The organism is Streptomyces sp. SID13726, from assembly GCF_010548375.1.
Classification (GTDB): domain Bacteria; phylum Actinomycetota; class Actinomycetes; order Streptomycetales; family Streptomycetaceae; genus Streptomyces.
In genome coordinates this window covers 176,961-195,810 of sequence record NZ_JAAGLY010000007.1, presented here as the reverse complement: position 1 = coordinate 195,810, position 18,850 = coordinate 176,961, and the positions used below count along the sequence as shown (strand labels likewise).

The following is an 18,850-nucleotide window of genomic DNA, read 5'->3' as shown; positions in this document are numbered from 1 at the left end:
TCCGTCACGTCACTTACGCAGGAAGAGAGCAGACCGACAGCCATGGCTGAGGCTCAGAACATCCCGGTGGGGTCCACCACCGCCGGCTCGATCGCGGTGGCCGCCGAGTCGACCGTCGCCACGCGCATGAGCGCGCCCCCCTCCTTCGACGTGCGGGACTTCCCCGTCCCGCACGGACGCGAGGAGGAGTGGCGGTTCACCCCGCTGGAGCGCCTGCGCGGGCTGCACGACGGCACCGCGGTCGCCACCGGCGACGGTGTGAAGGTCGACGTGCAGGCCCCCGAGGGCGTCACCGTCGAGGCCGTCGGCCGTGACGACGCCCGGATCGGCAAGGCCGGTACCCCCGTGGACCGGGTCGCCGCCCAGGCGTACTCCTCGTTCGAGAAGGCCGGCGTGATCACCGTCCCCAAGGAGACGGTCCTCACCGAGCCGATCCGGATCGCCGTGCACGGCGAGGGCGGCACCGCCTTCGCCCACCAGGTCATCGAGCTGGGCGCCTTCGCCGAGGCCGTCGTCGTCATCGACCACACCGGTGACGCGGTCCTCGCGGTCAACGTCGACTATGTCCTCGGCGACGGCGCCAAGCTGACCGTCGTCTCCGTCCAGGACTGGGACGACAAGGCCGTGCACATGGCCCAGCACAACGCGCTGATCGGCCGGGACGCGTCCTTCAAGTCGGTCGTCGTCACCTTCGGCGGCGATGTCGTACGGCTGCACCCGCGCGTGTCCTACGCCGGCACCGGCGGCGAGGCCGAGCTGTTCGGGCTCTACTTCACCGACAAGGGCCAGCACCAGGAGCACCGCCTCCTGGTCGACCACAACACCCCGCACTGCAAGTCCAACGTCGTCTACAAGGGCGCGCTCCAGGGCGACGACGCACACGCGGTGTGGATCGGTGACGTGCTCATCGAGGCCAAGGCCGAGGGCACCGACACCTACGAGATGAACCGCAACCTCGTCCTCACCGACGGCGCCCGGGTCGACTCCGTGCCGAACCTGGAGATCGAGACCGGCGAGATCGTCGGCGCCGGCCACGCGAGTGCGACCGGCCGCTTCGACGACGAGCAGCTCTTCTACCTGATGGCCCGCGGCATCCCGGCCGACGAGGCCCGCCGCCTGGTGGTCCGCGGCTTCTTCGCGGAGCTGGTCCAGCAGATCGGCGTCGCCGACATCGAAGAGCGCCTTCTCGTGAAGATCGACGAGGAGCTGGAGGCCACCGTCTGATGGCCTACGTACGCGCCTGCGGGCTGAGCGAGCTGGACGAGGACACCCCGAAGCGGGTGGAACTCGACGGCACGCCGGTCTCGGTCGTGAAGACCGAGGGCGAGGTGTTCGCGATCAACGACATCTGCTCGCACGCCAACGTCTCGCTCTCCGAGGGCGAGGTGGAGGACTGCCAGATCGAGTGCTGGCTGCACGGCTCCGCCTTCGACCTCCGCACCGGCAAGCCGTCCGGCCTTCCCGCGACGCGCCCCGTCCCCGTATACCCCGTAAAGATCGAAGGGGACGACGTGCTCGTCTCCCTCACCCAGGAGTCCTGAGGCACCCATGGCAACGCTTGAAATCCGAGACCTGCACGTCACCGTCGAGGCCGACAACGCCACGAAGGAGATCCTCAAGGGCGTCGACCTCACCGTGAAGCAGGGCGAGACGCACGCCATCATGGGCCCCAACGGCTCCGGCAAGTCGACCCTCGCCTACTCCCTCGCGGGTCACCCCAAGTACACGATCACCGGCGGCACCGTGCTGCTCGACGGTGAGGACGTCCTGGAGATGGAGGTCGACGAGCGCGCGCGAGCCGGTCTCTTCCTGGCGATGCAGTACCCGGTCGAGGTCCCGGGTGTCTCCGTGTCGAACTTCCTGCGCACCTCCGCCACCGCCATCCGCGGCGAGGCCCCCAAGCTGCGCACCTGGGTGAAGGAGGTCAAGGAGGCCATGGAGCGCCTCAACATGGACCCCTCCTTCGCCGAGCGCAACGTCAACGAGGGCTTCTCCGGCGGTGAGAAGAAGCGCCACGAGATCCTCCAGCTCGAACTGCTCAAGCCGAAGATCGCGATCCTCGACGAGACGGACTCCGGTCTGGACGTCGACGCCCTTCGCATCGTGTCCGAGGGCGTCAACCGCGTCCGTGACACCGGCGAGGTCGGCACCCTGCTGATCACGCACTACACGCGCATCCTGCGCTACATCAAGCCCGACCACGTGCACGTGTTCGCCAACGGCAAGATCGTCGAGTCGGGTGGCCCCGAGCTCGCCGACAAGCTGGAGGCCGAGGGCTACGAGGCTTACACGAAGGGTGGCGCATCCGAGTGACACAGCTGCCGGGCCTCCTCACTGAGTCCAATCTTCTTGGCGAGGCGATCCGCAAGGACTTCCCGATCCTGGACCGCCTGGTCCACGACGACCGGAAGCTCGTCTACCTGGACAACGCGGCGACCTCGCAGAAGCCGCGCCAGGTGCTGGACGCCCTGAGCGAGTACTACGAGCGCTACAACGCCAACGTCCACCGCGGTGTGCATGTGCTCGCCGAGGAGGCGACGGCGCTGTACGAGGGCGCGCGTGACAAGGTCGCGTCGTTCATCAACGCGCCCTCGCGCGACGAGGTGATCTTCACCAAGAACGCCTCCGAGTCGCTCAACCTCGTCGCGAACATGCTGGGCTGGGCCGACGAGCCCTACCGCGTGGACAACGAGACCGAGATCGTCATCACGGAGATGGAGCACCACTCCAACATCGTGCCGTGGCAGCTGCTCTCGCAGCGCACGGGCGCGAAGCTGAAGTGGTTCGGCCTGACCGACGACGGCCGGCTCGACCTGTCCAACATCGAGGAGGTCATCACCGAGAAGACGAAGATCGTCTCCTTCGTGCTGGTGTCCAACATCCTCGGTACGGTCAACCCGGTCGAGGCGATAGTGCGCCGGGCGCAGGAGGTCGGTGCCCTGGTCTGCATCGACGCCTCGCAGGCCGCGCCGCACATGCCGCTGGACGTACAGGCCCTCCAGGCCGACTTCGTGGCCTTCACCGGTCACAAGATGTGCGGCCCGACGGGGATCGGCGTGCTGTGGGGCCGGCAGGAACTCCTGGAGGACCTGCCCCCGTTCCTCGGCGGCGGCGAGATGATCGAGACCGTGTCGATGCACTCGTCGACGTACGCGCCGGCACCGCACAAGTTCGAGGCGGGCACCCCGCCGATCGCGCAGGCCGTGGGCCTGGGCGCGGCGATCGACTACCTCGACGCGATCGGCATGGACAAGATCCTCGCCCATGAGCACGCGCTGACCGAGTACGCGGTGAAGCGCCTCGCGGACGTCCCCGACCTCAGGATCATCGGCCCGACCACGGCCGAGGACCGGGGCGCGGCGATCTCCTTCACGCTCGGCGACATCCACCCGCACGACGTGGGCCAGGTCCTCGACGAGCAGGGCATCGCGGTCCGGGTCGGCCACCACTGCGCGCGGCCGGTCTGCCTGCGGTACGGAATTCCCGCGACCACGCGAGCGTCGTTCTATCTGTACTCCACGCCGGCCGAGATCGACGCACTGGTCGACGGCCTGGAGCACGTACGGAACTTCTTCGGCTGAAGGGCGTGCTGAATCCGTGAAGCTGGACTCGATGTACCAGGAAGTCATCCTGGACCACTACAAGCACCCGCACGGACGTGGTCTGCGGGACGGTGACGCCGAGGTGCACCATGTGAACCCCACGTGCGGCGACGAGATCACCCTCCGTGTGAAGTACGACGGCACGCGGATCGAGGACGTCTCGTACGAGGGCCAGGGCTGCTCGATCAGCCAGGCCAGCGCGTCCGTCCTGAACGACCTGCTGGTCGGCAAGGACCTGTCCGAGGCGCAGAAGATCCAGGAGACCTTCCTGGAGCTGATGCAGTCCAAGGGGAAGCTCGAGCCCGACGACGCGATGGAGGAGGTGCTGGAGGACGCGGTCGCGTTCGCCGGTGTCTCCAAGTACCCGGCCCGGGTCAAGTGCGCCCTGCTGAGCTGGATGGCCTGGAAGGACGCCACTTCCCAGGCCCTCGAAAGGAAGACGGCATGAGCGAGACCGTTGAGATGAAGCCGGCCTCGGAGGAAGAGGTCCGCGAGGCGCTGTACGACGTCGTCGACCCCGAGTTGGGCATCGACGTCGTCAACCTCGGCCTGATCTACGGCATCCACATCGACGACGCGAACATCGCGACCCTCGACATGACCCTGACCTCGGCGGCCTGTCCGCTGACGGACGTCATCGAGGACCAGGCCAAGTCCGCCACGGACGGCCTCGTCAGCGAACTCCGCATCAACTGGGTGTGGATGCCGCCGTGGGGCCCGGACAAGATCACGGACGACGGGCGGGAGCAGCTTCGGGCGCTGGGGTTCAACGTCTGAGGTTCTCCGGCTGGGCTTCCCCGGCTACGACAAAGCGGCGGCACCTTCGGGTGCCGCCGCTTCCGTGTGCTCACGTGCTGCTCAGGCCAGCCCGTCCACCAGCCGGAACGACGAGTCCTGGAGGTACAGGGAGCTGTACTCGAAGCGTTCCAGGCGGACCACGAAGTTCTTGTGGCGGAGGAAGTAGCCGGGGTAGTTGACCGACTCCAGCATCTTCGCGCCGGAGTAGTACGAGGAGTCACGGGGGCAGAAGGTGGCGTCCTGCTTGAAGAGGGACGAACCGTCGTTGCGGTCGGCCCTCAGCACGAAGTTGCGGTGACGCAGGTACTTGCCGTCGTGGGTGGTGAAGGAGTAACAGGAGCTGTTGGCGAGGCCCTTGACCTGCTTGAAGGTGGAGTCCTCGCGGGATTCCGAGCCGCGGACCGGGTCCAGGGCCACATAGCCGTCGTTCACGTGCCAGTAGCGGTCGGGGTAGTTGACCGAACGGACGGAGCGGTAGGTCGCGGAGGGTTTCGGCTTCGGCTTCGGCGAAGTGCCCTTGGTCGGGGTCGATCTGGGCGGTTTCGGACTGGCCGTGACCCTGGCGGTCGGGGTGGAGCCCTGCTGTCGGGGCGCCCCGGCGGTGGGAGAGACCGGCGACAGACCGCTCTCGCCCTCCGGGGGGAGGGTCGTCGCGGGTTGTGAGGAGAAGGAGATCAGGCCGGAGCCTTCGTCCTTGGCGGTTTTTGATGGTGCGTCAACTTCGTTGTCCGTAGCGGCTATCGCCGCCACACAGGCGATGATCGTGGCCACCGCCAGCACTCCGGCGAGATAGAGCCGTCTCGTGCCGGGTGTGCGGGAGGTGTCCAACTTCCAGCCGTTCTCCCAGGGTCTGTCCTGGGGCGGCCGGGACTTGTCTTCGGGCATGCGCTGTTCCTCCGGCGCGGCGCGATGCGTGGCGCTGCTGTGGTGGCGCGGTATGTGAATGGTGAAACACTAGTGGTTCCGGAGGGAACAGTAGTGGTTACCGGGGGTTGTGAGCAGCCCTTTGAACCGGCCGGTTTCCACATTCCATGCTCAGCGGGCTCCTGGCTGGCCCCCATTTGGCGACGGCGGCGTGGTCCTGCGGCCAGCTCTGCACCCGCTTGTCGCATACGGCCGGAATCACCTCGGCGCCGGAGAATCGGCTCCATGAACTGGGCCTGGACGTCGGTACCGTAGCGCGGCGCACCGAGGGCCTGGTCGTCGGCCCGAGCCCCGACTGCGGGAGTGGTGCGCCTACTTGGGCGAGGAGTGCGCGCCCGAAATGACCGAGCCGCGCCGGCAGGCCGGGGTGGCCGTCCCCGCCCGCAAGACCTGGCACCGGCGGATCCGCGGCGCCCTCGACGCCTGGTGCGCGGGGAGTCGGCGGCAGTGGCTGACGCTCGATCGGATACCGGGCCGGTGGCCGCGGAACGGTCCTTCGGTGCGTCCGAGTTCAGGGCGTGAGGCGGTCCGGCGCAGGGGCGGCGCCTTCGGGTCCGGCGTTGTGTACGCTCGTACACATGGGATACCTGCTGCTCGCCGGAGCCATCGCCGCCGAGGTCGGGGCGACCACGGCCATGAAGTACACCGAGGGCTTCAGCCGGCTCGGACCCTCGGTGCTGACCGTGCTCGGGTACGTCCTGTCCTTCGCGCTGCTCGCGCAGACCCTGAAGACGGTGTCGGTCGGTACGGCGTACGCGATCTGGGCCGGGGTGGGCACCGCGACCATCGCCGGGATCGGGATGCTCTTCCTCGGGGAGGGGATGACGCTCACCAAGGCCGCCGGGATCGCGCTGATCATCGTCGGGGTCGTGGTGCTGAACCTGGGCGGGGCGCACTGATGGCCCGGCGGCACGACCCCGAGCGCCGGCAGCGGATCATCGACGCGGCGATCCGGGTCGTGGGGGAGAAGGGGCTCGCGGGGCTGAGCCACCGCAGTGCCGCCGCCGAGGCCGACGTACCGCTCGGCTCGACGACGTACCACTTCAAGAGCCTCGACGAACTGATGGTCGCGGCCCTGCGGCAGGCGAACGAGGGGTTCGCCAAGGTGGTCGCCGCGCACGGCGCCCTGGACGACCCCGGGGGCGACCTCGCGGCCGACCTCGCCCGGGTCCTCGGCGAGTGGCTGGGCGGCGACCGCACCGGCGTGGAGCTGGAGTACGAGCTCTACCTCGCCGCCCTGCGCCGCCCCGCCCTCCGTCCCGTCGTCGCCGAATGGGCCGACGACCTCGCCGCCCGCCTCGCCCACCGCACGGACCCGGTCACGGCACGGGCGCTGGTCGCGCTGACGGACGGCATCTGCCTCCAGGTGCTGCTGACGGGGGTGGCGTACGACGAGGGGTACGCGCGGGAGATGCTGGCGCGGGTGATCAAGTGACCGGGTGAGGGTGGGGCGTGGGTCTGTCCTCGCGGATGGCCGCGCCGTGTTCCTGTGGTCGGGCGATGGCGGCGGGCGTTTGTCTGTCCGTGCGGCTGGGCCCTGTGACTTCCTCTGATGGGGCGACGGTGGCGGGTGGCTGTCCGCGTGTGCGGTTGGCCTCCGCAGTTTCCCCCTGGTCGGACGACAGTGCCGGGCGCTTGCCTGTCTGTGCGGCTGGGGCCTGCCACTTGTTCTGGTCGGGCGATGGTGGGGGCGTCTGCCTGTTCGTGCGGGTGGCCTCCGCCGTGTTCCTCTGGTGGGCGGCGGTGCCGGGTGTCTGCCTGTTCGTGCGGGTGGCCTCCGCCGTGTTCCCCTGGTCGGGCGACAGCGCCGGGTGTCTGCCCGTTCGTGCGGCTGGGCCCTGCCGCCTTCTCTGATCAGACGGCGGCGAGGGGCGTCGGCCCCTCCCCGTGGATGGACGCCGCCCCCCTTCTCGCCGTACCGCCCGCCCCCTGAGACACCCCCCTCGCGGGTTCGCCTCCCCGGCCTTCCGACGGTTAGGTTGCCCTTATGACCGACACGACTGCTTCGCGTCCCACCGGCGCCATCGCCGCAGGCCTCGCCACCGTCGCCGCCGACGGCACTGTTCTCGACACCTGGTTCCCCGCCCCCGAGCTCTCCGCCGAACCCGGGCCCGCCGGGAGTGAGCGGCTGTCCGCCGAGCGGGCCGTGGAGCTGCTCGGGGAAGGCGCCGCGAAGGCGATCGGGCCGGACGCCCGCCGGGGCGTCGAGGTGATCGCGGTCCGTACGGTCATCGCGTCCCTCGACGAGAAGCCGATCGACGCGCACGACGTCTATCTCCGCCTCCACCTCCTCTCGCACCGCCTGGTCAAGCCCCACGGCCTCAGCCTGGAGGGCCAGTTCGGCTTCCTCGCCAACGTCGCGTGGACCTCGCTCGGCCCGGTCGCCGTCGACGACGTCGAGAAGGTGCGCCTCAACGCCCGCGCCGAGGGCCTGCACCTCGCCGTGACGAGCATCGACAAGTTCCCGCGCATGACGGACTACGTGGCCCCCAAGGGCGTCCGGATCGCCGACGCCGACCGGGTCCGCCTGGGCGCGCACCTCGCCGAGGGCACCACAGTCATGCACGAGGGCTTCGTGAACTTCAACGCGGGCACCCTCGGCACCTCCATGGTCGAGGGCCGTATCTCCGCCGGTGTCGTGGTCGGCGACGGCTCGGACATCGGCGGTGGCGCCTCCACCATGGGCACCCTCTCCGGCGGCGGCAACGTCATCATCACCATCGGCGAGCGCTGCCTGATCGGCGCCGAGGCCGGCGTGGGCATCGCGCTCGGCGACGAGTGCGTCGTGGAGGCCGGTCTGTACATCACCGCCGGCACCCGGGTCACCATGCCCGACGGCCAGATCGTCAAGGCCCGCGAACTCTCCGGCGCCTCCCACATCCTCTTCCGCCGCAACTCCGTCACCGGCACGGTCGAGGCCCGCCCGAACAACGCGGTCTGGGGCGGTCTCAACGAGGTGCTGCACAGCCACAACTGAGTCCCCGAAGATCACTTACGGGTTGCTCAGCGTGACCTCAGCGTCGTTTCGGCAGATGAACGGGTGGACGCAGAGTCCGATCAGACGCCGAAACGACGAACGAGGGGTCGAGCGATGAGGAATGCACGGACGAGGGCCGTGGCGGGTGGGCTGACCGCGCTGGCCGTGACGTGTCTGCTGCCCGCCGCGAGCGCGCACGCCGACGAGACCAACACCGCCTCGCACAACGGCCCCCGGGTCGGCCTGGTCAACATCGGCCAGGTGGACGATCCGATGGAGGACGTACTGGAGCACCTGCTGCTGATCGGCGACGGGTACTCCTGGAACTGAACCGCGTCACGAGAAGTCGCCGCAGCGGACCGCGATCCGCCGCGGCGACTTTTTTCCGTACCGGTGGCATAGCGGCCGCCCGCTCCACGCGTCACAAGGGGCGGAGGGACGGCACACAGGTGCCGCCGGGGAAGAGAAGGTGACGATGAATGCCGAAGGGCTGGAGAGTTTCCGGGACTTCGTTGACAGCAGGTCGGCCGCCCTGCTGAGAACCGCCGTGCTGCTCTGCGGGGGAGACCGGCACGCGGGCGAGGATCTGCTGCAGAACGCGTTGGTCAAGGCCGCAGGACGATGGCAGCGGATCGACGAGCCCGAGGCCTATGTACGGCGCATCCTCTACCGCCAACAGGTCAGCCGCTGGCGGCTGAAGTGGCCCAGGCGGGAGGTCAGCGTCGCCGAGCCGCCCGAACCGCCCGGCACCGGTGACCCCGGCCCCGACCCGGCCGCCGCCACCGAACTGCGCCTCGTGATGCGCCAGGCCCTGTCCCGGCTCACCGCCCGCCAGCGGACCGTGCTGGTGCTGCGCTACTTCGAGGATCTGCCCGAGGCCGACGTGGCCCGGCTGCTCGGCTGCTCCGTCGGCACCGTACGGTCCACCACCCACCGCTCGCTGGCCCGGCTGCGTGACCTCGCGCCCGAACTGACCGCCCTCGGGCCTGCCGAGGCCGAGCGGTTCGACTCCCGTGACCACTCGCCCGTGGAGGTGCGGCCGTGAACGTCGACCAACTGCTGCGGGACACCCTGCGCGAGCAGGCCGCCGAACAGCCCCCGGCGGCAGCGGGGTTCACCGATCGGGTGCTCGCCGTCCGGCGCCGCCGCCGTACCCGGAGGATCGCGACCGCCGCCGTGGCCGCCGTGGTCGCCGTCGCCGTCGGGGTGGGGGTGCCGCTGCTGGACTCCGGCAAGCAGGACGTCCGTCCCTCGGGCGGCGGCGGTGACGTGGTGCGGGACAAGGAGCGGCAGGCGCACCCCGACCAGTCGCCGCCGCGCGACGAGATCTCCGCCGGAGGCACGACCCTGGCCGGGTACTTCATCCCGGAGACGGTCGTGAAGACCCCGACCAGCGCCGTCTACGAGCGCACCTACCACCTGCTGAACCCGCGGACCGGCAAGTACGCCGAGGCCGCGGACTGGTCCTGGGTCGCCGTCGCCCCCGGCGTGAAGACCGCCGCCGTCCTCGAACGGGACCTGCCCGTCTCACGGATCGGCCTGCTCGACCTGACCACCGGCAAGGTCCGGCGGTGGATCCAGGTCGACCACGAGGTCGCCGGGCTCACCTTCTCCCGCGACGGCCGCAAGCTGGTCGCGACGACGTACAGCGACAACCCAGATCTGCGGGAGAAGCCGACGGGCTCCACCGAGTGGGGCCAGCCCATGAAGTTCAGCCGCACCGGCTTCTTCGTCCTGGACGTGGCCTCCGGGGCCGGCGCCTGGACCGAGGTCAAGGCCGGGGGCGGCCCCGGCGACCTCGCGGGCGGCACCTTCATGAACACCCGCCAGGACTTCGCCCTGACCGACGACGGCCGGTACGTCTGGGAGGGCAGCCCCATGGAGCCCGGCTACGTGTTCTACGACCTCACAGGCAAGAAGGTCCCCGTGCCGGACGGCGAGAAGTACCTCTCGTGGTTCGTCGCCGCCGGCAAGTCCCCGGACGGCAAGCTCGTCGCCGGTGAGTTCGCGGGCAAGAAGTGGAAGACGTCCTCGTGGCTCGTCGACGCCGGGACCGGTGACAAGACCGAGGTGCGCGGCCAGCAGTTGCTCGCCTGGGTGGGCAACAGCCGGCTCATCGCCTGGGACATCGGCGAGAACGACAAGAACGAGTTCCATCAGCGGCTCGTGCTGGTCACCGTCGGCAGCGACAAGGAGGTCCCGCTCAGCGGCTTCCGCGAGGGCAAGGACGGGGACGCCGGGCGCTGGGAACCGCTGTTCGCCCAGCCCTGATCAGGCGGCCACGAGCCGTTCGTACGCCGCCAGCAGCCCGTCGGTCGCCTCCCGGCCGGCGGGCCGCAGCGGGGCGCGGACCGGGCCCGTGGGCAGACCGAGCGCGTCGAGAAGGGCCTTGGCGGTGACCGTGCCGGGCAGTCCCGACGCCATCATCAACTCGATGAGCTCGGTGGCGCGTTGCTGGAGGCGGGCGGCCGCAGGGGAGTCGCCCGCCTCGAACGCGTCCAGTACGGCCCGGAGTTGACCCGGGACCACGTTGGCCACGGTACTGACGTACCCGGTCCCGCCCACCGCGTACAGGGCGAGGATGTGCTCGTCGCAGCCCGCGTAGTACGCCAACTCCGTGCGGTGCAGGATCTTCTGGACGCCGAGGAAGTCGTAGGAGCAGTCCTTGACGGCGACGATCCGGGGGTGCTCGGCGAGTCGCAGCATGGTCTCCGGTTCGACGCGGGTGCCGGTGCGGCCCGGGATGTCGTAGAGCATGACCGGCAGTCCGGAGGCGTCCGCGACCTCCCGGAAGTGCGCCTCCACCGCGTCCTGCGGGGGCCTGCTGTAGTACGGGGTCACCACCAACACACCGTCCGCGCCCGCCTTTTCGGCCGCCAGAGCCAGTTCGACGGTGTGCCGGGTGTCGGAGGTGCCCACCCCCGCGACGACCGACGCCCGCTCGCCGACCGCCTCGCGCACCGCCGTCACCAGTGCCGCCTTCTCCGCGTCCGTGGTGGTCGGCGACTCGCCCGTCGTGCCGGACAGGACGAGCCCGTCGCAGCCGTGGGCCACCAGCCGCTCGGCGAGCCGCTGCGCGCCGTCGAGATCGAGCGCGCCCGCCTCGGTGAAGGGGGTGATCATGGCGCAGAGGGCGCGGCCGAAGGGGGTCGTGGTCGTCATGGGGGTAGTCTCGACACCTCGATGGTGAAGCTCCACTTAATTCTGCTACGGGGTATCGCTAAGCAAGGCTTCAGGGTGGTGTCGTAGGCCCTATGTCCATTACGGCCCCCATGGGTCACCATGGCCAGAGGTCATGGACCAGGTTGATGGACCCCTGTGCGTGGGAGGCGTCATGAAGCTCGGCAAGGCACTGGCCACCGGAGTCGCCGAGGAGTGGCCGCAGATCGAGGACGCGGAGCTCGAACTCCCGGAGGAGACCCCGGAGTTGCAGGTCCCCGAAGAGGTTCCGGCGGCGCGATGAGGCTGCGGCTTCCGGAGGAACGCCCGACGGAGCCGCCGACCGGATACAAGATCGCCCACCCGGTGCTGTCCCAGGACGGCACCCGGGCCGGGTTCACCGGTGTGTCGCTCGGCGGCGCGCTGCCGTACGGAGTCCTGGCCGACGCCTCCTGCGTCTACGGCCTGCGGCACCGGGCGCCGAACCGCCGCTGCGACTGCGGCTTCCACTGCGTGCACGACCGGCAGGCCGCCGAGGCACTGCTGTGCACCGCCGAGCACCGCACGGCCGTCCTCCTCGACGTCCTGGTCCTCGGCCGTTACCTCCGCTTCGAACTCGGCTTCCGCTACGCCCGTCAGCGGGTGCGTACGGCCACCGTCGGACCCTGCGCCTGCGGCGCGGTCGCGGCGGCGCTCGCCGACGCCGGCTGGGGCAGGCCCGGCTGGCGGGCGCTGGCCCCGTCGTGCTCGGGCTGCCTGCGCGGGCGTACGTCCGTCTCGCTCGCCGGGTTCGCGCGGCTGGGCGGGGAGGGGCTGCGGGTGGTGGCGGGGACGGGGGCGGGGCGTGCGGGTGGACTTCTGGACGGACCTCTTGCGGGGCCGCCCGTGGGTCCGCTCTCGGGGGCTTCCGTCGCCGGGTCCTTCGCTGAGCCCCAGGGCGGATCCCATGGTGGTTCCCATGGTGGGCCTCGTGATGTGCCCGAGGGGCTCGGGGTGCCCGAACTCGCCGCCGAGGCGGCGCTGTTGCAGGCCCGGCTCGACTGGTTCCAGAGCCAGCTGGCCCGGCTCGGGGGCGGTGGGCCGGAGGGGTCCTCGCAGGGGTAGCGGGGACCGGGCCGGGTACCCGGGTGTTCCGACCGAGAGGAGGCGGAGCACCGTGACCGGAACCACGGCCCCCAGGCCGGCGCACGACGAACAGCACTCGGTGGGCGAACTCGTCGGACAGGCCACCGAACAGGTCTCCCTGCTGGTACGGCAGGAAGTCGCCCTCGCGAAGGAGGAGTTGGCCGCGAAGGGGCGGCGCGCCGGACGCGGTGGCGGACTGCTCGGTGCCGCGGGCGCCTTCGCCTACGCCGGACTGCTCGCCCTCGCCGGAACGGGCACCGCGGCCCTCTCCCTGGTACTGCCGGTCTGGGCCTCGGCGCTGATCGTGACGGCCGTGCTGTTCGTGATCGCGGCCGTGCTCGCCGCGACCGGCCGCGCCCAGCTGCGCCACGCCGCACCCCCCACGCCCGAGGAGGCCCTCGCCGGTGTGAAGGCGGACGTCGAGGAGATCAAGGAAAGGGCGCACCGATGACGGACAGGACGAGCGGCGACCACGCCCCCGCGGGGGCCGAGGGCCCCGAGGAGCTGCGACGGCAGATCGAGCGGACCCGCAGTGAACTCGGCGACACGGTAGAGGAGTTGGCAGGAAAGATGGACGTGAAGGGCCGCGCGCGAGCCCGTGCGGCGGATCTCAGGGACAAGGCCGGCGCGATGACCGTACAGCTGCGCAGCACCGCCGCGCAGGCCGGTCACACCGTCCACGACAGGGCCACCCAGGCGGGCCACAAGGTGCACGACACGGCGACCCGCACCGGACACCGGGTCCACGACCGCACACTGCGCGCCGGCCACCTCACCCAGGACAAGGCGGCCGAGACGGGACACGCCCTGGAGCGAAGGGCGGAACGCAGCGTGCCACTGCCGGCCCGGCCACTGGTCATGGCGGCGGTACGGCATCGGCGGCCGGTGCTGATCGTCGGTGCGGCGGTGGCTGCGGTGGTCGTGGTTTCTTGGCGGTATCCGAGGAAGTGAGCGGGGGAGCGGATCAGCCGAAGGCGCTGACGGAGAGGTCGGCCGACGGGACCCGCAGGTGCGGACGACTGCCGCGATTGATCATCACGTAGCAGCCGTACAGGCCCTTGGCGAGTTCCCCGCCGTTCATCGCTCGTAGCTCCGGGCCGCCGTCCTGGCCGCCGTCCGGGACGAAGCGGGTGCCGGTGTAGACGTCCAGGACGCGTTCGCCGTCGACGTCCTGACGGAACAGGAGCCTGCCGTCCGCCTCGACGGAGACCAGCAGGGTGGCTTCGCGGAAGGCGTCCAGGAATCCCTCGGCGGTGCCGTGGCGCGTCCAGACCCCCTGCAGCGTGCGCTCCACCTCGTTCTCGGGAGCGTGCCAGCGCAGGGCGGTGAGGCTGGGTTCGTAGCCGGGGTTCACATAGAACTCCTCGCCGATCTCACCGTTCTCGTCGATCCGCCAGCAGCCCAGCTTCGCGTGCTCCGGGACCTCGCCGTGGGGGGCGTGGGCGGGGTCGATGGCGTACAGCAGCATGCCGGGCTGGCGCCGTGCGGAGCGTCGCATGCCCTCGGTCACCTCGGGGCGGCCGATCCTGGGCCCGTGGAGGGCGATCTCGGGATACACGTGCGCCTTCAGATCACGCGGCCGCAGATCCCATTTGCCGTCGCCGACGATCTCCTCCTGGAGGGCTGCCAGGCTGGGGGCCTCCCGCCAGGGGCCGGTCAGCGCCCGCCCGGGGAACGGGAAGCCACCCTTCTGCGTCATCTCGGTCAGCGCCTGGCCGGGAGTCAGGCCGCGTTGCTTCGCGGATCGCCGCAGGTCTCTCCAGTAGCCGCTGCTGTTGCTGGCCTCGTGGCCCAGTTCCTCGCGCACGACGAAGCCGACGGCCCCCTCCGGGTCCGAGGCGAACAGGGCCCCGAGAACCCCCTCCATGTTGACCACGACCACGTACCGGACAGGCCCCTTCGGCTTCAGCAGATAGTCGTCCGGGCCGCCGACCAGCCGGCCTCGCAGGTCGTCCGCCAGCCGGGAGAAGGGCCTCTCGTCGGAGTGCTCGCTCATCGATGGATCTTTCCGTAGATCTGCCACTTGCCACCAGCGTCCTTGAACGCCTGAGTGATCGTGAACTCGTTGCCGCGGCCGAGCAGCAGTTCCCGCTCCGCGTCGCCGTAGCGGCTCACCTTCTCCATCCACAGACCCGGGGTCCCCTCGGGCACCCGGAGATGGAGAACGGCCTCCTTGTTGCCGAACACGGCGTCGCCCAGCGAGGTGGACATGTATGCCTCGTCCCTGACCACCTTTCCGACCATGTCCGAGGGGGCGCTGATGTCCAACTCCTTCAAATAGTGTTCCAGGCCTGTACCCCGACGCACGACGACGTCCTCGGGAACCGGGTTGCCGGCGAGCGCCTTGTCGAGATGCTCGACCTGCCGGCGTACCTCCGGCGTGTCGTAGTAGCCGTTGTCCACGTCCCGCAGATACCCGTTGACCCGCTGGTACTCGTTGCCGGTGTATCTCTGCAGCGCTTCCCGCTGGTCGACCGGCAGATTGTCCGCGTAGTCGTTCCAGTGCTCGGCGCCGTACCGGGTCGCGCCCACGTTGCTGCGGAACGTGACCGCGCCTTCGGAAATCTCGGCCGTCGCCGACCGGTGTCTGTCGGCGTCCGGGAGTGTGTCCCAGTCGGGGGCGGTGTCTCGGGCAGTGGTCTCCGGGGCCGGTGACGCCTCCGCGGGTGCGTCGACTCCCCATTTGCCACGGGCGGTGTCTTCGGCGACATGGTCGGTGGGCTTGAAGGACATCCAGCTGTCCGGTGGGGGGCCACCCTTCGACGCGGCCTTGGCGGTCGCCTCACCCCCGCCCTCGGCCGCCGATCCCACGACCTCACGGGTACTCCGCTCCGCCGCCGTCTCCACGCTCTCCTTCGCTACGGCGGTCATGGTGCGGCGGGTCGTGCCCAGGCCGGTTGCCGCGCCACCCGTGACCACGTCGCTCGCGAGGTCGAAGACGAGCGTGCCCAGCGCCTCGGACGGGTCGCTGGACCAGCCGGAGCCGGCCAGTGACTTGGCGGTGCGCACCGGATGGTTGGCGGCGGTGAGCAGGCCCATGCCGGTGATGGTGACGTTCCGCAGGTACTGCGCGGGGTGGGTGAGGTTGTACGGGTTCGTCGGGTCGACCGTCCGCACCATGCGGATCAGCCCCGTACCGCCCTTCACGAAGCCGCCGACGAAGTGCTCCAGCTCCATGTTGCCGGCCGCGAAGCCGTCCGACACGCCCGCCTCGAACCTGGCCCAGGTACCGGGCCCGGCCGGCGCCGCGCCGTAAGCGGCGGTCACCTTGGCGGTGGCCGCCTCGGCGGCGGAGTCCCGCTCCCGGCGGGCATGCCTCAGGATCTCCTGGGCCCCCTCGCGACCGGCCGTGCCCGGGTCCGCGAAGTCTCCCGGGTCGGTGGGGGGCGCGGTGTCCGGGCCCGACGGGGAGCCGAAGGACAGCGCGGTCCGGTAGTCCCACACCCGCTGGTCGTACTCCTGCCGGGCCGCCGAACTCTTCGCCTCCGCCGTCCGCCACTGCTCGATCGCCTCGGCCGCCCGCTCGCGCGCCCATGAGACCGTGTCCCGGTACGACGCCAGCGCATCCGCAGCGGCCGTACAGGCGTCGGCGGCGCTCAGCCACCGCTTGGGGTGGGTGGTGAAGGACTCCTGGAACGACTCCGCCGCGGTGCCGGTCCAGTGGTTCGGGTCGAGCTTCCGCAGCGCCTGCCCGGTGTTTTCGAAGGCGGTGGCGAAGCCCCGCAGGTGCCGGACCGTGTCGTCGAGGTCCCCGGGCGAACCGTGGATCAGTTCACCCGGCTCATCACTCTCGCCCAGCTCCCGTTCGGACACCACGGCGCCGGTGAACCCGGTGACGTACTCGGCGCCGTCACGGACCTTCTCCCCGACGGACTTCAGCCCGACGGCGTCCAGCGTGCCGCCCACCACGTTCGCGGTCGCGTTGACGCCGTCGGCGATCCCCTGGTTGACGCCGTCGACCAGGTCCTGGAGATCGCCCATCAGGTGCCGTCTCCGCCCGCGGGCTCGTCGTCGCCCGCGCCGAGCGACTCCCGCACCACCTCGCCGCCGAGCTGTAGTTGGGCGCCGTACTGGCCGCTGGAGGTCAGGTCCTCCTGGGTGGACTGCCAGGTCTGCCCGATCCGCTCCGTCGCCTCGGCCGCCGACTGCTGGGAGAGGTCCGGTGTCCAGCCGTCCTTCACCGTGGACCCGATCCGGCTCCACGACATCTGCTCGGCGTCCTCGCCGGAGGCGGCCGGGTCGCCGTAGCCGGCCATCACGGAGTCCTTGACCACGCCGATCGCGTACTCCTCGGCCTCGTGGTAATAGCCGGCCGACAGGTCGAGTTTCTCCGCGAGTTCGTCGCCCTCGTGGACCAACGTCCGCACGCCCCACTCCCAGCGCTCCGCGAAGGTGCCGAAGGCGTCGGCCAACCCCGGGTGGCCCATCTGGAGCGGGGTCAGGCGCAGGCCGCCGAAGCCTCGCCCGACAGCGCCCGCGCCGACCGCGCCGACGTCCTGGAGTTCCTCGATCGCTCCGGTGATGCCCTTGGCCGCCTGCTTGAGGGCCTCGGGGTCCGCTCCGAAACCGCCGCTCACGCGTCCTCCGTGCCAAGGCCCCGGCTCACGAGATCCACCGCCACCGGCTCCGGCACGATCCCGGACAGCGGAGGCAGCAGGAGCGGCCGTACGCCTCCCACATCCACCGCCACTCCGGTGGGAGTCCGGGTCACGGCGACGGCGGCCGGTACGGCGATGTCGAGCAGCCGGGAGCCGAGCACCGTCCGGTAGCGGACGCGGCCGCTCTCCCAACCGGGCTCCGCGCCCTCCGTGACACGGGCGCGTGCGAAGCGTTCCAGTGCCCCGGTCGAAGTGAACGTGTACAGCCAGCGGACGTCGTCCGCTTCGCCGGAGCACATTTCGTCATCCGCGGTGAACGGCACATACAGCGCCGCCGCCCGGAAGGCGGTCAACAGCCGCTCTCCGTCGCCGTGACCGTCGTACAGGTCGCGGATCTCGGCGTCCAGACCCAGCCGTTCGACGCTACCCGCACCAGCTGCTGGGCCGCTCGCCGTATGCACGTTCAAGTGTTCGCTCCGTGACCGACATCGTGATGTGCGGAAGCACATCACAGTGGTTGTTCGTCGGTCCAACCGGCCTGACGGGCATGGCCGAAGTCACAGACGGCGAGGGAGCGTTGTCGAGGCCAGGCGTCACTTCCCCCGTGACGCTCGCAGTTTCGCCGGCCACTTCCTGGTGTCGCGGGGTTCCACGTACGGCTCCTCCGTCGGTTCGTGGTCGCCGGAGGTGATCGCTCGTTCGCGGGCCAGTTCGGCGTCGAACTCCAGGCCGAGGAGGATGGCGAGGTTGGTGAGCCAGAGCCAGACGAGGAAGACGATGGCGCCGGCGAGGGTGCCGTATGTCTTGTTGTAGGAGCCGAAGTTGGCGGCGTAGAGGGCGAAGGCGGCGGAGGCGGCGAGCCAGATGAGGGTGGCGAGGACGCTGCCGGGGGAGATCCAACGGAAGCCGCCGGCGCGGACGTTGGGGGCGGCCCAGTAGAGCAGGGCGATCATCAGGACGACCAGCAGGAGCAGCACCGGCCACTTGGCGATGCCCCAGACCGCGATCGCCACGTCGCCGACGCCGATCGTCCGGCCCGCCCGTTCGGCCAGCGGCCCCGTGAACACCACGATCAGCGCGCTCGCGGCCAGCATGAGCATCAGCGTCACGGTCAACGCCAGCCGCAGCGGCGTCAGCTTCCACACCGGGCGGCCCTCGGGGAGGTCGTACACCGCGTTGGACGTACGGATGAACGCGGCGACATAGCCGGACGCGGACCACAGCGCGGCGAGCAGTCCGACGACGGCCAGGACGCTGCCCGTGCCGCCGCTGTCGCCGAGTTGGACCACCGCGTCCCGCAGGATGTCGCGGGCCGGGCCCGGGGCGAGGTCGCCGATGTTGTCCAGGATCTTGTCGGTGGCGCGCTGTCCCACCACGCCCAGCAGGGAGACCATCACCAGCAGGGCGGGGAACAGCGACAGGACGCCGTAGTACGTCAACGCCGCCGCCCGGTCGGCGAGTTCGTCGTCCAGCAACTCCTTGGCCGTACGGCGCAGCACCGCCTTCCAGGACCGCGCGGGCAGCTCGGTGGGGCTGTTCGGCTCGTCTGCCGGCTGTTCGGCCTGCTCGTCCATGCGGAGGCGGGTCTCCCGAAACCGCCTTCCGAATCCCCTTCCGAACCGCCTTCCGCGCCGCCCACTTGACCTGAATCTTGGTTGAGGTTGAAG

Annotated in this window: 23 protein-coding genes; 16 read left to right on the top strand and 7 right to left on the bottom strand. The window is 70.3% G+C overall.

The genetic code is table 11. The annotated features are described in order from the left end of the window. Window positions 1–42: 42 nt before the first annotated feature. From sufD to G3I78_RS20600, 6 genes are read left to right on the top strand one after another with little or no spacing between them, the layout of a single operon-like run. Window positions 43–1,224, top strand: coding sequence for a Fe-S cluster assembly protein SufD (sufD, locus tag G3I78_RS20625; protein ID WP_164426666.1), 1,182 nt, complete (start codon window positions 43–45; stop codon window positions 1,222–1,224). After that, window positions 1,224–1,541, top strand: a complete 318-nt coding sequence (locus tag G3I78_RS20620; RefSeq protein WP_164426664.1) for a bifunctional 3-phenylpropionate/cinnamic acid dioxygenase ferredoxin subunit — start codon at window positions 1,224–1,226, stop codon at window positions 1,539–1,541. The genes sufD and G3I78_RS20620 overlap by 1 nt, the downstream gene beginning before the upstream one ends. A 7-nt stretch (window positions 1,542–1,548) precedes the next feature. Next, on the top strand, window positions 1,549–2,313 hold the full coding sequence (sufC, locus tag G3I78_RS20615; protein WP_164426662.1) for a Fe-S cluster assembly ATPase SufC: 765 nt from the start codon (window positions 1,549–1,551) through the stop codon (window positions 2,311–2,313). Next, window positions 2,310–3,581, top strand: coding sequence for a cysteine desulfurase (locus G3I78_RS20610; protein ID WP_164426660.1), 1,272 nt, complete (start codon window positions 2,310–2,312; stop codon window positions 3,579–3,581). The genes sufC and G3I78_RS20610 overlap by 4 nt, the downstream gene beginning before the upstream one ends. A 16-nt stretch (window positions 3,582–3,597) precedes the next feature. Next, entirely contained in the window at window positions 3,598–4,050 is a 453-nt protein-coding gene (gene sufU, locus G3I78_RS20605; RefSeq protein ID WP_164426658.1) for a Fe-S cluster assembly sulfur transfer protein SufU, read from the top strand. After that, complete coding sequence (locus G3I78_RS20600) at window positions 4,047–4,379, top strand: metal-sulfur cluster assembly factor (RefSeq protein WP_028809645.1); 333 nt, start codon at window positions 4,047–4,049, stop codon at window positions 4,377–4,379. The genes sufU and G3I78_RS20600 overlap by 4 nt, the downstream gene beginning before the upstream one ends. Window positions 4,380–4,460: 81 nt before the next feature. On the opposite strand, the gene G3I78_RS20595 is transcribed toward G3I78_RS20600, so the two are convergent. After that, the gene (locus tag G3I78_RS20595; protein WP_164426656.1) at window positions 4,461–5,285 is read right to left on the bottom strand and encodes an AbfB domain-containing protein; all 825 of its coding nucleotides are present in this window, start codon (window positions 5,283–5,285) and stop codon (window positions 4,461–4,463) included. 617 nt (window positions 5,286–5,902) lie between these two features. On the opposite strand from G3I78_RS20595, the gene G3I78_RS20590 reads away from it, so the two are divergent. From G3I78_RS20590 to G3I78_RS20565, 6 genes are all read left to right on the top strand, one after another. Further along, the gene (locus G3I78_RS20590) at window positions 5,903–6,223 is read left to right on the top strand and encodes a multidrug efflux SMR transporter (RefSeq protein WP_164426654.1); all 321 of its coding nucleotides are present in this window, start codon (window positions 5,903–5,905) and stop codon (window positions 6,221–6,223) included. Then, window positions 6,223–6,759, top strand: a complete 537-nt coding sequence (locus G3I78_RS20585; protein ID WP_164426652.1) for a TetR family transcriptional regulator — start codon at window positions 6,223–6,225, stop codon at window positions 6,757–6,759. Before G3I78_RS20590 ends, G3I78_RS20585 begins: the two co-directional genes overlap by 1 nt. 552 nt (window positions 6,760–7,311) lie before the next feature. Further along, window positions 7,312–8,301 (top strand): 2,3,4,5-tetrahydropyridine-2,6-dicarboxylate N-succinyltransferase, encoded by a 990-nt coding sequence (gene dapD / locus G3I78_RS20580; protein ID WP_164426650.1) that lies wholly within the window; start codon window positions 7,312–7,314, stop codon window positions 8,299–8,301. Window positions 8,302–8,415: 114 nt separating this feature from the next. Then, entirely contained in the window at window positions 8,416–8,631 is a 216-nt protein-coding gene (locus G3I78_RS20575) for a hypothetical protein (RefSeq protein WP_164426648.1), read from the top strand. A gap of 145 nt (window positions 8,632–8,776) precedes the next feature. Next, complete coding sequence (locus tag G3I78_RS20570) at window positions 8,777–9,346, top strand: SigE family RNA polymerase sigma factor (protein ID WP_164426646.1); 570 nt, start codon at window positions 8,777–8,779, stop codon at window positions 9,344–9,346. Continuing rightward, window positions 9,343–10,572 carry a WD40 repeat domain-containing protein gene (locus G3I78_RS20565; protein WP_164426644.1) on the top strand — a complete coding sequence of 410 codons (1,230 nt, stop codon included), beginning with the start codon at window positions 9,343–9,345 and terminating at the stop codon, window positions 10,570–10,572. The genes G3I78_RS20570 and G3I78_RS20565 overlap by 4 nt, the downstream gene beginning before the upstream one ends. Here G3I78_RS20565 and dapA read toward each other — a convergent pair whose 3' ends face one another. Beyond that, the gene (gene dapA / locus G3I78_RS20560; RefSeq protein WP_164426642.1) at window positions 10,573–11,463 is read right to left on the bottom strand and encodes a 4-hydroxy-tetrahydrodipicolinate synthase; all 891 of its coding nucleotides are present in this window, start codon (window positions 11,461–11,463) and stop codon (window positions 10,573–10,575) included. Between the two features lie 172 nt (window positions 11,464–11,635). On the opposite strand from dapA, the gene G3I78_RS52865 reads away from it, so the two are divergent. The 4 genes from G3I78_RS52865 to G3I78_RS20545 are packed head-to-tail and all read left to right on the top strand — an operon-like array spanning window position 11,636 to window position 13,536. Next, the gene (locus G3I78_RS52865) at window positions 11,636–11,764 is read left to right on the top strand and encodes a hypothetical protein (RefSeq protein ID WP_275424838.1); all 129 of its coding nucleotides are present in this window, start codon (window positions 11,636–11,638) and stop codon (window positions 11,762–11,764) included. Further along, window positions 11,761–12,564 (top strand): hypothetical protein, encoded by an 804-nt coding sequence (locus G3I78_RS20555; RefSeq protein ID WP_164426640.1) that lies wholly within the window; start codon window positions 11,761–11,763, stop codon window positions 12,562–12,564. The genes G3I78_RS52865 and G3I78_RS20555 overlap by 4 nt, the downstream gene beginning before the upstream one ends. Window positions 12,565–12,616: 52 nt before the next feature. Then, window positions 12,617–13,036 (top strand): phage holin family protein, encoded by a 420-nt coding sequence (locus G3I78_RS20550; protein WP_164426638.1) that lies wholly within the window; start codon window positions 12,617–12,619, stop codon window positions 13,034–13,036. Beyond that, window positions 13,033–13,536: a DUF3618 domain-containing protein gene (locus G3I78_RS20545; RefSeq protein WP_164426636.1), complete on the top strand. Its 504-nt coding sequence runs from the start codon at window positions 13,033–13,035 to the stop codon at window positions 13,534–13,536. Before G3I78_RS20550 ends, G3I78_RS20545 begins: the two co-directional genes overlap by 4 nt. Before the next feature lie 13 nt (window positions 13,537–13,549). Here G3I78_RS20545 and G3I78_RS20540 read toward each other — a convergent pair whose 3' ends face one another. From G3I78_RS20540 to G3I78_RS20520, 5 genes are all read right to left on the bottom strand, one after another. Continuing rightward, on the bottom strand, window positions 13,550–14,581 hold the full coding sequence (locus tag G3I78_RS20540; protein WP_164426633.1) for a type VII secretion system-associated protein: 1,032 nt from the start codon (window positions 14,579–14,581) through the stop codon (window positions 13,550–13,552). Next, window positions 14,578–16,566 (bottom strand): putative T7SS-secreted protein, encoded by a 1,989-nt coding sequence (locus G3I78_RS20535; RefSeq protein WP_164426631.1) that lies wholly within the window; start codon window positions 16,564–16,566, stop codon window positions 14,578–14,580. Before G3I78_RS20535 ends, G3I78_RS20540 begins: the two co-directional genes overlap by 4 nt. Then, entirely contained in the window at window positions 16,566–17,162 is a 597-nt protein-coding gene (locus G3I78_RS20530) for a hypothetical protein (RefSeq protein WP_164426629.1), read from the bottom strand. The genes G3I78_RS20535 and G3I78_RS20530 overlap by 1 nt, the downstream gene beginning before the upstream one ends. Next, on the bottom strand, window positions 17,159–17,650 hold the full coding sequence (locus G3I78_RS52060) for an SseB family protein (protein WP_239157937.1): 492 nt from the start codon (window positions 17,648–17,650) through the stop codon (window positions 17,159–17,161). Before G3I78_RS52060 ends, G3I78_RS20530 begins: the two co-directional genes overlap by 4 nt. Before the next feature lie 126 nt (window positions 17,651–17,776). Next, entirely contained in the window at window positions 17,777–18,757 is a 981-nt protein-coding gene (locus G3I78_RS20520) for a YihY/virulence factor BrkB family protein (RefSeq protein ID WP_164426627.1), read from the bottom strand. Window positions 18,758–18,850: the final 93 nt, after the last annotated feature.

Excerpts from the sequence above, each read along its gene's own strand:
- sufD (WP_164426666.1), top strand. The coding sequence starts at position 43 with ATGGCTGAGGCTCAGAACATCCCGGTGGGGTCCACCACCGCCGGCTCG.
- G3I78_RS20620 (WP_164426664.1), top strand. The coding sequence starts at position 1,224 with ATGGCCTACGTACGCGCCTGCGGGCTGAGCGAGCTGGACGAGGACACC.
- sufC (WP_164426662.1), top strand. The coding sequence starts at position 1,549 with ATGGCAACGCTTGAAATCCGAGACCTGCACGTCACCGTCGAGGCCGAC.
- G3I78_RS20600 (WP_028809645.1), top strand. The coding sequence starts at position 4,047 with ATGAGCGAGACCGTTGAGATGAAGCCGGCCTCGGAGGAAGAGGTCCGC.
- G3I78_RS20595 (WP_164426656.1), bottom strand. The coding sequence starts at position 5,285 with ATGCCCGAAGACAAGTCCCGGCCGCCCCAGGACAGACCCTGGGAGAAC.
- G3I78_RS20590 (WP_164426654.1), top strand. The coding sequence starts at position 5,903 with ATGGGATACCTGCTGCTCGCCGGAGCCATCGCCGCCGAGGTCGGGGCG.
- G3I78_RS20585 (WP_164426652.1), top strand. The coding sequence starts at position 6,223 with ATGGCCCGGCGGCACGACCCCGAGCGCCGGCAGCGGATCATCGACGCG.
- dapD (WP_164426650.1), top strand. The coding sequence starts at position 7,312 with ATGACCGACACGACTGCTTCGCGTCCCACCGGCGCCATCGCCGCAGGC.
- G3I78_RS20575 (WP_164426648.1), top strand. The coding sequence starts at position 8,416 with ATGAGGAATGCACGGACGAGGGCCGTGGCGGGTGGGCTGACCGCGCTG.
- G3I78_RS20570 (WP_164426646.1), top strand. The coding sequence starts at position 8,777 with ATGAATGCCGAAGGGCTGGAGAGTTTCCGGGACTTCGTTGACAGCAGG.
- dapA (WP_164426642.1), bottom strand. The coding sequence starts at position 11,463 with ATGACGACCACGACCCCCTTCGGCCGCGCCCTCTGCGCCATGATCACC.
- G3I78_RS52865 (WP_275424838.1), top strand. The coding sequence starts at position 11,636 with ATGAAGCTCGGCAAGGCACTGGCCACCGGAGTCGCCGAGGAGTGGCCG.
- G3I78_RS20555 (WP_164426640.1), top strand. The coding sequence starts at position 11,761 with ATGAGGCTGCGGCTTCCGGAGGAACGCCCGACGGAGCCGCCGACCGGA.
- G3I78_RS20545 (WP_164426636.1), top strand. The coding sequence starts at position 13,033 with ATGACGGACAGGACGAGCGGCGACCACGCCCCCGCGGGGGCCGAGGGC.
- G3I78_RS20540 (WP_164426633.1), bottom strand. The coding sequence starts at position 14,581 with ATGAGCGAGCACTCCGACGAGAGGCCCTTCTCCCGGCTGGCGGACGAC.
- G3I78_RS20535 (WP_164426631.1), bottom strand. The coding sequence starts at position 16,566 with ATGGGCGATCTCCAGGACCTGGTCGACGGCGTCAACCAGGGGATCGCC.
- G3I78_RS20520 (WP_164426627.1), bottom strand. The coding sequence starts at position 18,757 with ATGGACGAGCAGGCCGAACAGCCGGCAGACGAGCCGAACAGCCCCACC.